The 12,347-nt window shown below is 60.8% G+C and carries 9 protein-coding genes; 2 read left to right on the top strand and 7 right to left on the bottom strand.

Going from position 1 to position 12,347, the window contains the following annotated elements; translation table 11 throughout:
- Positions 1-33 precede the first annotated feature (33 nt).
- Both FZ934_RS11500 and FZ934_RS11505 read right to left on the bottom strand, forming a co-directional pair.
- Entirely contained in the window at positions 34-2,535 is a 2,502-nt protein-coding gene (locus tag FZ934_RS11500; protein WP_153271169.1) for a hypothetical protein, read from the bottom strand.
- A gap of 60 nt (positions 2,536-2,595) precedes the next feature.
- Complete coding sequence (locus tag FZ934_RS11505; RefSeq protein WP_113360447.1) at positions 2,596-3,891, bottom strand: adenylosuccinate synthase; 1,296 nt, start codon at positions 3,889-3,891, stop codon at positions 2,596-2,598.
- 197 nt (positions 3,892-4,088) lie between these two features.
- On the opposite strand from FZ934_RS11505, the gene FZ934_RS11510 reads away from it, so the two are divergent.
- Positions 4,089-5,006 carry a DMT family transporter gene (locus FZ934_RS11510; RefSeq protein WP_153271170.1) on the top strand — a complete coding sequence of 306 codons (918 nt, stop codon included), beginning with the start codon at positions 4,089-4,091 and terminating at the stop codon, positions 5,004-5,006.
- A 127-nt stretch (positions 5,007-5,133) separates the two neighbouring features.
- Here the strand turns inward: FZ934_RS11510 and FZ934_RS11515 are convergent, their stop codons facing one another.
- Positions 5,134-5,979: a GNAT family N-acetyltransferase gene (locus FZ934_RS11515; RefSeq protein WP_153271171.1), complete on the bottom strand. Its 846-nt coding sequence runs from the start codon at positions 5,977-5,979 to the stop codon at positions 5,134-5,136.
- A 349-nt stretch (positions 5,980-6,328) separates the two neighbouring features.
- Here FZ934_RS11515 and FZ934_RS11520 point away from each other — a divergent pair, with 349 nt between their 5' ends.
- On the top strand, positions 6,329-8,170 hold the full coding sequence (locus FZ934_RS11520) for an SGNH/GDSL hydrolase family protein (RefSeq protein ID WP_153271172.1): 1,842 nt from the start codon (positions 6,329-6,331) through the stop codon (positions 8,168-8,170).
- Here FZ934_RS11520 and FZ934_RS11525 read toward each other — a convergent pair.
- From FZ934_RS11525 to FZ934_RS11540, 4 genes are read right to left on the bottom strand one after another with little or no spacing between them, the layout of a single operon-like run.
- Positions 8,157-8,741 carry a DapH/DapD/GlmU-related protein gene (locus FZ934_RS11525; RefSeq protein ID WP_153272433.1) on the bottom strand — a complete coding sequence of 195 codons (585 nt, stop codon included), beginning with the start codon at positions 8,739-8,741 and terminating at the stop codon, positions 8,157-8,159. The two genes, FZ934_RS11520 and FZ934_RS11525, sit on opposite strands and share 14 nt — an antisense overlap.
- A 5-nt stretch (positions 8,742-8,746) precedes the next feature.
- Positions 8,747-10,072: a hypothetical protein gene (locus tag FZ934_RS11530; RefSeq protein ID WP_153271173.1), complete on the bottom strand. Its 1,326-nt coding sequence runs from the start codon at positions 10,070-10,072 to the stop codon at positions 8,747-8,749.
- Positions 10,069-11,370 carry a hypothetical protein gene (locus FZ934_RS11535; protein ID WP_153271174.1) on the bottom strand — a complete coding sequence of 434 codons (1,302 nt, stop codon included), beginning with the start codon at positions 11,368-11,370 and terminating at the stop codon, positions 10,069-10,071. The genes FZ934_RS11530 and FZ934_RS11535 overlap by 4 nt, the downstream gene beginning before the upstream one ends.
- On the bottom strand, positions 11,367-12,335 hold the full coding sequence (locus FZ934_RS11540) for an NAD-dependent epimerase/dehydratase family protein (RefSeq protein ID WP_153271175.1): 969 nt from the start codon (positions 12,333-12,335) through the stop codon (positions 11,367-11,369). The genes FZ934_RS11535 and FZ934_RS11540 overlap by 4 nt, the downstream gene beginning before the upstream one ends.
- Between the last annotated feature and the right edge of the window lie 12 nt (positions 12,336-12,347).

The raw sequence follows: 12,347 nt of genomic DNA on the forward strand, positions 1-12,347 counted from the left end.
GATCCGCCCTTTTTATATTCACGATCCGAAGCCTTACTGGCTGGTCGAAACGTCGCCCGAAGCGGCCCATTCCTTAATTGCCGACGTAAACGCCTGGGCACCCGTCGTACCCTTCTGCATCGTGATCAGCGCACGGCGACCGTTTCGGTAGGTGATCGGAATGTCGATCCAGTCCCGGTTCTCGAGCAGATCCAGGTTCGCCTTGCGGGCATCCGGATAGTCGTTGAGGGCGATCATATGGAAGTCGTCGGTGATCTTCGCGGGCACCGCAATCAGCGGGTCGCCTCGATCCTGCTCGGTCCGCTTCATCGCGATGCGCTGAACGCTCTCGATCGCGCCGCCTTCGAAATTCGCCGGAAGCGAGAACACAACCTCGACGATATGGCTTGCCGGCAGCGACGGGTCGGAGTTCCGCTTGAAATTGACCTGCGCCGTCAGATTGCGCTCCGGAACAGTAACGGTTCCCTGCACGACGGCTTCCTGTTTGCCATCTGTACCGGCCTCATGGTTGACGGTCCAGGCAACAGAACCCTGGATCGCCGTCGGCGAACTCTGGCCGATGCGCTCCTCATACAGGAACATCTTCTCGCTTGAACCGACAGGCGCAGCCTGCTGCGCTTCCTGAGCCGTTGCTGCAGCAGCGGCAGGCGCCGTACCGGTGGCTGCGGGTGTCGTTGCGGTCGTGGGCGGCGTAGCATCCGAAGACGCGACATTCTGCGGCGCGACCGACTTGCCCTCGGCAGCCTGTGCGCTGGGGATAGCGGCAGCGCCATTGTCGACTTCGGTGCCGTCAGCGAGCAGGCGCTGCGTGAACTTGTTGCTAACGGAAGAACCGTCATTCAGCGACGCGACTTCCTTCTGGGCTTCAGCAGGCTTTGTCGCCCCAGCATCGGCCGTCTGCGGCGTGGGCGTAGACGTGTCAGACTGCGAGGTCGTCTGTGTTTCCGTCTTGGCTGTCTGCGACGGAGCCGCGCTTACCAACCCCTTGACCATTTCGGTCAGAGCGTCCTGATGCGTCCAGGCGGCATACGCTCCTCCAGCCACGACACCAAGCGCGATGAGCACGCTGATGATCGAGCCGATGCCAAAGCGGCGACGCTTCGGTTCCATCCGAAGATTGCGGCCCTGGAACTTCGAAGCGATGACACTGTCGATGTCGTTCTGCGCCGTACCGTCGTCATCTTCCGCAACGACGCCTCGATTGTTGTAGCCGCGAAGCTGTGTTGCTTCCTGCCAGGAGTCATCTGGGTTCTCAGGCTTCTGGCTTTGACCGCCGTGCACCTCGGAGAACAGATCGCCATCATCGAAATGCGCGGTAGCTGCCGGCTTCTGGTTGTTCTCGATCGGTGGAAGATCGTCGAACGCGGCGGCCTCCCACGAAAACGCTTCGTTACCGGTGGGCGCAGGCTGGGTGGCAGCCGCGTTGCCGAGCCCGGCGACGAGATCGTCAAAGGCGCGCGCGGCGTCGTTCGCTGGCGCGGTATGTGATGTATCGGAGAACTGCCGAAGCTCTTCGAGCGCCCAATCCGTTGGTTCCAACCTCGACGGCGGTTCCGGCACTTCTTCTGCATGCTCGGCCCAAACGGGATCGAAGTGTGCCGCGGCTTCAGCGTGAAGCGGCTCCTCGCGGCTATGCTGCACGAAAGCCTGGGGCTCCTTGTCGAACGCATAGACGGGCTCGACGAGACGGTTGCTGAGATCGAAATCCCGTGCCGGCTGCGATGCGGGCTCAACAGGCGCTTCCGCCGCCTCATACGGTTCGGCAGCAGGCGGAAGCTCTTCCGGAATATGCTCTTCGAAGGCGGCATGATGCTCAGGAGCGGCCTCACGCGTCTCCGCCGCAGGCTCGTAAGCCTCTAGCGGAGCTTCTTCCTCATGGGTTGCCTGCCAGGGCTCGAACGCTTCGACCTCTTCCGGAACCGAAACCGGCTCGGGCTGCTGCTCCTGCGATTGCCAGGCGGCATCGTGCTGGGCAATGGCAACGTCGCGCGCGGTTTCTTCCGGTTTTTCGTAGCGCGCATCGTCAGCGTGATGCGTCGGCTCTTCGTAGACAGGCTCCGCCGGATAAGCGGGCTCGCTCGAAACGACCGACTCTTCCGCCTCGACCGGCTGCGCGTAAACCGGCTCATGATGGACCGGCTCTTCGGCAGGGGCTTCCTCGACAGGCGCTTCCGGCTCTTGGACAGGCGCAGCGGCTACAACCACCGTTTCCGGTTCGTCCGCCTGCGGCTCCGGTTCGGCGACAACAGCCGGTTCCTCGGCGACGCCTTCGGCAGTCGCGACAAGGACCTCTTCTTCAGCGACGACATCGTCAGCCGGCAACGCCACGGCGTGCTCGGCTTCGACTTCGCGGATTGCGGCTTCAAGCTTTTCAAGCTGCCGTTGCAGCATTGCTTCCGGCGGACGCGGCTTCATGTTCTCGAGCTGCCGCTGCACGGCACCGCGCGCGCGCTCGTAGACCTTGACCCGCATCTCGGGCGTATTGTCGGTCAGGCCGTCAACCGCCCGCCGGATAACTGCGATAAAATCCGCCATACGTACTTTCTCTAGAAGTGCGGCTCAGCAAGCGAACCGCACAAGTAATGACACGAAACCTTAATCCTCAAAAGGATCGGTCACAAGTATGGTGTCATCTCGCTCAGGACTTGTAGACAGGAGAGCGACCGGCGCGCCGATAAGCTCTTCGACCTGACGAACGTACTTGATCGCCTGAGCCGGCAGATCAGCCCAGCTACGGGCGCCAACGGTCGATTCTTTCCAACCTTCGAGCGTAATGTAAACCGGCTCGACACGAGCCTGAGCAGCCTGGCTAGCCGGGAGGTAATCGATCTCCTTGCCGTCGAGCTTGTAGGCAACGCAGATCTTCAGTTCATCGAGACCGTCGAGAACGTCGAGCTTGGTCAGCGCGATGCCGGTGATGCCGGATGTCTTCACCGTCTGGCGGACCAGAACAGAATCGAACCAGCCGCAACGGCGCGGACGACCGGTGTTGACGCCGACTTCGCGGCCGACGGTCGAAAGATGCTTGCCGACCTCGTCGTCCAGCTCGCACGGGAACGGACCTTCGCCCACACGCGTCGTGTAAGCCTTGGTGATGCCGAGAACATAACCGATCGCAGTCGGGCCGAGACCCGAACCGGCGGCGGCCTGACCGGCAACCGTGTTCGACGACGTGACGAAGGGATAGGTGCCGTGGTCGTTGTCGAGCAGCGCGCCCTGCGCACCTTCGAACAGGATGCGGGCGCCGGCCTTGCGCTGATCGTCGAGGATACGCCAGACCTGATCGACATAAGGCAGAACCTGATCGGCGACCTCGTTCAGTTCCTGCTCGAGCGATTCCACCGAAATTTCCGGCAGGCCGAGGCCGCGACGAAGCGCATTGTGGTGCGTCAGAAGACGGTCGATCTTGGCCGGCAGCGCTTCCTTGTCGGCGAGGTCGATGGCGCGGATCGCGCGGCGGCCGACCTTGTCTTCATAGGCAGGGCCGATGCCGCGGCGGGTGGTGCCGATCTTCGTGCCGCTGTTGGAGGCAGCGTCTTCACGGAAGCCATCGAGGTCGCGGTGCAGCGACAGGATCAGCGGCGCGTTGTCGGCGATGCGCAGCACTTCGGGCGTTACGTTGACACCCTGAGCGCGCAGCTTCGCGACTTCAGCGACGAAATGGTGGGGATCGACGACAACACCGTTGCCGATGACGCTGAGCTTGCCGCGCACGAGGCCAGACGGCAGCAGGGCCAGCTTGTAGCTGACACCATCGATGACGAGCGTATGACCGGCATTGTGGCCGCCCTGATAGCGGACAATCACATCCGCACGTTCGGAAAGCCAATCGACAATCTTGCCCTTGCCTTCGTCACCCCATTGCGAACCGACCACGACTACGTTCGTCATTCACGTCTTCCTGTTAACAGCGGATGGAACCGCATCTGCATAAACCCGCGCATCTATAAAACTTTGTTTTTGGGAAAGCGACCCTGTATTGACAGCCGAATGGGCTTTTTACGTGACAAATCAGGCCGGCACACGCTAGTTCGCGGCTAGCGTTGAACTTCGAGGCAGTATTCGCCTCCCATTTGGAAGAATCGGCGATGCAGCTTGCCGCCTATATATGTCTCATCGTGGCCGCGCTCTGCTGGGGCGGAAACGCTGTGGCCGGCAAACTCGCCCTCGGTCATGTCAGCCCGATGATGCTGACTTTTCTGCGCTGGTTTCTCGCCACGGCCCTGATCGCCGCGATATCGATGCCGCAGCTGAAGCGCGACTGGCCCGTCGTCAGGCGGAACCTGCCGCTCCTCTTCTTCTATGGCATCGTCGGCTATACGCTGTTCAATGCCATGCTTTACTCGGCGGTGAAGTACACGACCGTTATCAACGTCGCGATTGAGCAAGCCGGCATTCCGATGCTGATCTTTCTCTTGAACTTCATGTTCTTCCGCACCGCCGTATCCCTCGCCCAGATCACCGGCTTCGCCATGACCCTCGTCGGTGTTGCCCTGACGGCGTCGCATGGCGACCTTGCAAGCCTTCTTCAGCTCGGCCTCAACAGGGGCGACGGACTGATGCTGATTGCGGTCGTGGCCTATGCCATCTACACGATCTTCCTGCGCTGGAAGCCGCCGCTCGACTGGCGCACGCTGATGGCGGTCCCAGCGCTTGGCGCAGCCTTGAGCGCGGTTCCGCTGCTGTTGTGGGAGGGCATGCAAGGCAGCGTGCAGGTGCCTGACGCACGCGGTTGGGTCATTGCCTTCTATACCGCGATATTCGCGTCCCTGCTGGCGCAGGTGTTTTACATCAGGGGCGTCGAGACAATCGGCGCCAATCGCGCCGGTCTGTTCATCAATCTGGTGCCGGTTTTCGGAACCCTGCTCTCGGTCGTGCTTCTCGGCGAACAGCTGCAGCTCTTTCATGTGATCGCGCTTGTTCTGACCCTCGGCGGAATTGCAATCGCCGAAAAGGGTCGTCCCAAGAGCTCCGCACCGACAGCGCCCGCCTCAGCCATGGATTGAGATCGGAAAGAACCGCCTACAGCATCAGGCCTTCCGAAAATCGGAATCGATTTTCGGAAGGCCTGATGCGTAGATTCAATAAGATAGAGCGTCCTTTGTACGCCCTTAAGGACGCACAAAGGACGCTCTAGCCGAGTTCCAGCGTCGTCACGCCGAACACGTTCTTCAGCGGCACTTCAGGCGCTTTCCCGCGATACATTCTGGCGGTTTCGAAGACGGGCTCAAGACCCATGCCCTGCGCAAGCGCGACGGCATCCTTATTGTCAGCAGGAATGTCGATGAAAACACGGGCGCCGGCGGCTTCTTTTGCCAGCACAGCCAGCACGGAAGCGGCCGCATCGGCATCGCTCGCGAAGAGCGGCCCGATCTTGTAGCCTTCATAACATCTTCGGATCGTTCCGTAGCCACGGATCTTCCCGCTCTTGCGGACAATAGCCGTTCGGCGGCTCTTGCGGCTCGTGCACCACGACGAGATAAAGTCGGGCCGCGGCACGGTGAAGATTCCGGCATCATAGCGCAGCAAGCCGTCGAGCTTGTCCGACACGATACTGGCCGTCAGCGTCGAAGCGGGGACGGACGAAATCACGCCGCCGTATCGAACGGTCTTGTAAGCTTCCTCGAAACCGGCCTTGCGGTAGTTTTCCTGCTGCGCGACGACACCGTCGAGCCCGATGCTGCGCCCTTCGGCAGAGGCGATGCCGGCATCCCAGATCGCCTTTCCATAGCCTTTGCCACGGAAATCGGGGTGGACCATGTAGAGGCCGACGAAAGCGAAGACATCGCCATATTTGACAACCGAAATCGATCCGACAGGGACTTCGCCCAATGCGCCGACAAAGAAGCCGGAGGGATCTGCCGCATGGAATGCAAGTGAATCGTCAAGCCCGGGGTTCCACCCCTCCTGGCGTGCCCACTCCAGCACCAGCTCCAACTCACCGGGTCGCATCGGGCGAACGGCAAACTCCGAATTCATGCAAACGTCCCAATCAGATCAACTGCACGCGCGCAGGCGGCATTCAACGACAATATAAGGGTTCAGCGGCCGCAAAGCGTAACCGATAACGACATTCATGTTCATGGCTGACGCGATCTACATCGATCGTCATGAAGCGCGACACGAAATTCTTCACGCCGAAAGCATCATGGAACAACGAATCTCTAATCTCAAGGCAATTACTTAAGAGAAAGTGAAGCCTGCGACAGCTTGTCGACTCTGCTCTTCGCATCCTCGCGGAGAGGTAGTTGTTCTCCAATGTCCGTTGCCGTCCCCACTCGCTCAGGCTGATTTAGGATCAGGGCCCATTTCGCCCTGGAGATAAATCATGCTTATCGGTTTTGGTCTCGCTGCTGACAGCGCTCTTTGCCCTCATAGCCTACACCCCACTTCAATCGCGGCCTTCGGCGACAGCCTCACGGAAGGCGCTGGAGCTTCCGCGCCATCTCACAGCTTTCCGGCGCTTGCGGCCAACCTGTTTGACCCTCCCCGCACGCTGATCAACCGGGGCATCGGCGGCCAGACCTCGACGCAGATTGCCGCGCGACAGGGCGGACGTGAGTTGCTGATCGCAATCAAGGAAAACAATCCGAAGAACCTCTTCCCACGCACCCGCGACTGGATGCAGTCCTTTGAAACCGGCACCGTCAACGGGCTCACACATGAACTCGTCAATACCGGAAGCGACGAAACGGGCCTGCCTTACGGCGACGTCAGGATACACGGCACTGCCGATGCCGCTTTCACAGACTTCGGTCGACAGATTTACGGCGCCATCGCGACCAATCACGCCGCCGCTTCCGGCTCCGCCTGGACGGTATCCGGCGACATTCAGAAAATCGCGGGTACCACGGCGGGGATATCAAGCCTTCGTCTCACGCTCATCCAGGCCGACGATCTCGGTGGCTACCTCAACGAGATCGCAACGGTCGCATTTGGACTCGATGGCGCGCGCCATTCGGTATCCGCGACCGGAGTGGCAATCCATCCCTACATCAGGTCGACACATCTTCTCGACGTCATCCCCGGGAGCGCCGTCGATATCACCATCCGTGTGTTTCCCGGCCAGTTCGAGGCCGGCTCTGCGGCAACCGAACTGGTGCTGACACCCGGCACGGGTGAAATTCCGGCCTATCGCCCCGAGGCCGTGGTCATCAGTCGTTTCGACGAAGGCATGGCCGGCTGGGCTTCCCGCAATCAGGGCGGCCACACGGGGCCTCTCTTCCTACAAGCTGGCAAGCTTATCGCCGCCAACGACGATGGCGGCGCATTGCGCGGATGCGAGCTCGAGATAGCGCCAGTCCCTGAGGGCAAGACAATCCGCGTGGCGTTCGATCTCGAATTCGTCTCCGGCGCCGGCCAGATCCAGATCGGCGGGTTGCAGGCTGCCGGCGGCAGCTGGGCGACAACGACCCGGGAGGGCGACCCGACGTGGCCAATTTCCACCGCCGGTCATCACGAGCTGATCTTTACCAGCGGCAATGCAGCCTTCGGCAACATCAACTGCGCCGCCATTGCCTTTCTTGCCAGCGGCAGCCTTCTCAGCTGGTCGCTCGACAATGTTCTGGTGTCATCAGGCGACGACGATCCTCAGGTCGCGATCGCCTATGCCTCTATCGATGCCCTGAACGGCACGAGCAGCATTGCGGGCACGATCATGGAAACATCGGGCGTGATCACCAAGGGAAGCAACGGCCATCTCTATTTCACCCGCACCGGCGAAGGCGGGGCAATCTCCGTGGCCTATGGCACGGCATTCAAACCTGAAGACGCCATGGCGCTTCGCCATGATGTGCAATGGATATGGGCTGGTCGCAACAACGCAACCGACCGGGAGACTGTTCTCTCTGATATTGCCGCGATGGCCCCTGCTGTCGCGGGCAATCGCTTCCTCGTCGGTTCGGTGCTGCCTTCCGCGGCCGATGGGGCCGAGATTAGGCAGGCGATTGCCGATCTCAACGCCGATCTCGCCGTTCGATACGGCGCGCGCTACGTCGACCTGCATGCCGCGCTCGTCGCGGCTGCAAGTATCACAACCGGCGATCAAGCGGACATCGCGGCAGGGCTGGTTCCGCGCTCGCTCCGGTCTGACGACTTACATTTGAACGATACGGGCTATGCCGTGGTTGCCGCAGCGTGGGTCGATGCGACCCTGGCTATGCGCTGGTGAAGCGGCCTCGCTCTCGAACAAACCGCGCAGGGTTGCCGACATGAACAGTCCAGGCCGGAAGGTCCTTGAAGGCAACCGCACGCGCACCGAGAACGGCACCGTCCTCGATGACGACGCCCGGACCGACAAAGGCATCAGCCGCCACCCAGGCATCGGCGCCGATGACGATCGGGCGAGCCTGGAGCTGAAAGGCCGGGTCGTCGATGTCGTGCGTGCCCGTGCAGAGATGCGCGCCTTGAGAGACGATCGCATTGCGGCCGATCTGGATCCGCGCCATCGCGTAGCAGATGACGCGCTGGCCGATCAGCGCATTATCGCCCATGAAAAGATTTGGCGGATACCAGATCATCGCCGATCCATGCACCCGGGCATTGGCGCCCAATTGCGCGCCGAAAAGCCGGAGCAGACAGGCCCGCCATCGGTGCATCGGCGCGGGCGTATAACGCCCGAGCAGCGCCCAGACTAACATCCATAGTGCCCTCAGGAGACGATGACGAAGCGTGAAGCTCGGACCGCCAAACCGCGAGCGATGGTGTTGCGCATTCAGGATTCCAAGGCTTGCCTGATCCATCTCGATCATAGCGCGTGCGCCTCCCGCGCATCGGTGGAAAGCGACTGATGACTTCGCGTCAGGAGCGACAAGACAACGACGGCGAACATCTGACAACAGAACAGCGGCAGGACGGCTCCCACCGGCCCCCTCAGCAATATCGGCAGCGACGACGCGATGACGAACTGCGTGACCGGCTGGCCCGCAAACAGCCCGACATTGGTCTTCATGCCCCTTTGCAGGAGAGCCGCGACAACGATCCCGCCGAAGACAACGCCCACGAAGCCAAAGTCCATGAAGAGATCACAGCCGAGAAAGAAGGAGAGGTTCGGTGTGCCGTACATTCCGGCGGCAAACAGCTCATTGCCGATATCGAGCCCTCCGACGATCGGCTTTCCCGGCCAGAGAGCACGCGGCACAAAGAACAGAATGACCGCGACGGACTTCGCACCCCACATGTGCTCATGCGTCTGCATGAACCGCACGGCATGAACGGCCATGTCGAAGACATCGACCGCGGGAACATCGAAGAAGTTGCCGGCAAACGATATCTCGGAGATGCCTGCCGCCCCCTCAAGCCCCAATCGGGTCGTGACGCTGAGAACGGGGAAGAGCACTGTCAGAGCGATCACGGCAACTGCGTAAAATTTCCACGCGGAGATCCGGCCTCCGACTAGCGCCAGCAGCACCGGCCCCCATACGGCAAGCAGCATGAAGCGCGGTGAATTGAACGGATTTCGGGAGATCGAAAGCAGGCAGATGACGAGGACAAATACGCCGAGCGGCGCAAGCCTTGACGGAAAGGCGCGCAGGTGAATGGAGACCAGGCAGGTCGTTATCGATTGCACGCCGAGAAACAGCATGCTTGCGATGAAAGCCTCGGCGGGGTCCTGTTCAAGGCGCGACGACAGCAGCCGCTCAAACCCACCTTCCGAAACCACGAACAGGCCAAAGGCAGCCACATTCAAGAACAGGAGGGTTGTCAGAAACGGCAGTCCTGCTTTTGCCACCGGACTTGCGTCTCGCTCCATCCTGACAGCCAGGAATGGCACACAGAAGAGAAGGACGATCAACATCGCCTCGACGTATTCGTAGGGTTCGTAGGCGTAAAAGGTGATGGCGGTCGTGCCGCCAATCATTTCGCCATGCATTCGCTGCAGCGGTGAAAGAACGAAGAATACGAACAGGCAGAACCAGAAGACATCGCCGATCTGAAACACCGGCGAGCGCATGCGGATCATGCCGGTCAGCACCAAAAGAAGCATCGGTAGGGTGAGCAGCACAACGAACAGACTGTCGGCGAACGGCAGGTTGAGGAGATAAAGCAGAAGCACCGCGCAAAGCCGTGTCATGCTGCCACCCTCGTCCGGGAAGACGGAAGCTTGCGCCTGAACGTCATCGACAAAAGCAGAAAAACCACGACAATATGGGTAAGTACCTCAGACACGGCGAGCCCGGGAAGATGAAACAGGGTGCCGAACAACGCCGTCGCGCCGAGACCGACGACCATCGCCGCATTCGCCGCGAGTGCAACGGCCCGGTAATCGCCTCGCGCCTGAGTGGCCTGCACCACCGTTTGCGACAGCGACCCCGATAAGATCCCGATCGAAAAGAGCGCCAGCACATGGCAGGCCTGTGCAGGTGCCCCACCCAACAGGATCATCCCGAATACACCTGCAATCAGCAGTCCGGAGCTTAGGCCAACTGCCAGCATGGTCGCCGTGCGCTGCGTCCTGAATGCCGTTGCGACAGGCGTCTCGCTGTACCTGACATCGACAACCAGCTGCGCGAAACTGGCACGTCGGCAGAATTCGAGCACCTGCGACACTGCCACGGCAACCTGCCGACCATACAGGAACAAGCCCGTCACAGCAGGCCCCAGCACCAGGGCGCAGATGACGATCTGGAACCGGAACGAAACCTGCCCGGGCAGCATGGAAAGCAGAACCGCAACGCCCTCACGCATGATGCTCTTCGAGCGCTCTCTATCTCCAAGCGGAGCCAAGGGGAAAAGCCCGACGCGATGTAACGCCATCATCTGCGCGGCGACACTCACGGCATAGCCAAACGATGCCGCGAACCCGAGGAGCAACCCATTCGATTGGCTGACAAACGCTTCCGAAAGAACGAGGCCGACTGCGGACGCGAGATAGGCAGGCATCGCGGTCAGCCCGCTCATGCCGCTAAGCTTGATACCATCCAGTATGCCGGTCGCATTGAAGGACCAGACCGCGAGGGCGGGCGCTGCGCCCAGTAGGTACCATCGCGAGAAGACGTCTCCCCAACTCCAGGCATAGACGGCGCAGACGGTCGCAACGGCAACCGCCGCGCACAGCCTGACACCACAGGCAGACCAATAGGACCGCCGAACCTCATCCCGCAGCTCGCCTTCACCTGCCAACGAAATGCGCCGCGCAAGCACGATCCTCGTTCCCCAGTCGACAACCATCAGTGCCAGAATGAGAAACGAGAAATGCGCGCCGAAATCCGCCAGCAGGTCGAGCGAGTTTCGCGCGACGAGCCAGCTCTGCGCCGCAAAGATCGATCCCTGCCCGAGAACGAAGCTTGCGATGAGCAGACCCGCGTTCACGGACGCCGAGAACGAGTAACTCCTCCGCGCTGCATCCGAGCGCTGAAAGCTGGCTGTCATGCAGCATCCCGCATCAGTTGCCGCTCGATCCAGTCATAGGTCTTTTCAAGCCCTGCCCTGAGGCCCGCCGAGGGCCGCCAGCCGATCTTTTCCTCGATCAGCCTGTTATCCGAATTGCGTCCGCGCACGCCGGTCGGCCCGGGAATATGGCGCTTGTGCAGCCGCTTGCCGGCAATGTCGCAGACCATGTCGACAAGCTGGTTGATGCTGACCATCTCGTCCGAGCCGATGTTCAGCGGTCCCTCGAAATCCGAGCGCATGAAGCGGATCGACCCTTCGATGCATTCGTCGATGTAGAGGAACGACCGCGTCTGCAGGCCATCGCCCCAGATCTCGATCTCACCGCCATCGCGCGCTGCAGCCACCTTTCTGCAGATGGCGGCTGGCGCCTTCTCCTTGCCGCCGTCCCAGGTGCCGAGCGGGCCGAAGACGTTGTGGTAACGCGCAATGCGGCTGTGCATTCCGTAATTCCGGCCATAGGCCAGAAACAGACGCTCGGAGAACAGCTTCTCCCAGCCGTACTCGCTGTCGGGCGCTGCCGGATAGGCCGAAGCCTCCGCACAATCAGGATTGTCAGGGTCATCTTGGTTGTAGGCAGGATAGATGCAGGCGGATGAAGAGTAGAAAACACGCCCGACACGGTGCCGCAGACATGCACTCGCGATGTTGAGATTGATGATCGCCGAATTGTACATGATGTCGGCATCATGGTTGCCGGTGAAGATGTACCCGGCGCCACCCATGTCGGCGGCAAGCTGGTAAACCTCGTCGAATCGCCGATCGATGATACGCTCTGAGATCGCCTGCTGCCTCAAATCGCCGAGGATAAATTCGTCGGCGTGTGTTTGCTCGTAGGCGGGATATTTGAGATCGATGCCGCGAACCCAGAACCCTTGATCTTTCAGATGTCGAACAAGATGGCTGCCGATGAACCCTCCGGCACCACAAACAAGCGCAGTCTTCATCGCAAAACGCCC

It is taken from the genome of Rhizobium grahamii, assembly GCF_009498215.1.
GTDB lineage: Bacteria > Pseudomonadota > Alphaproteobacteria > Rhizobiales > Rhizobiaceae > Rhizobium > Rhizobium grahamii_A.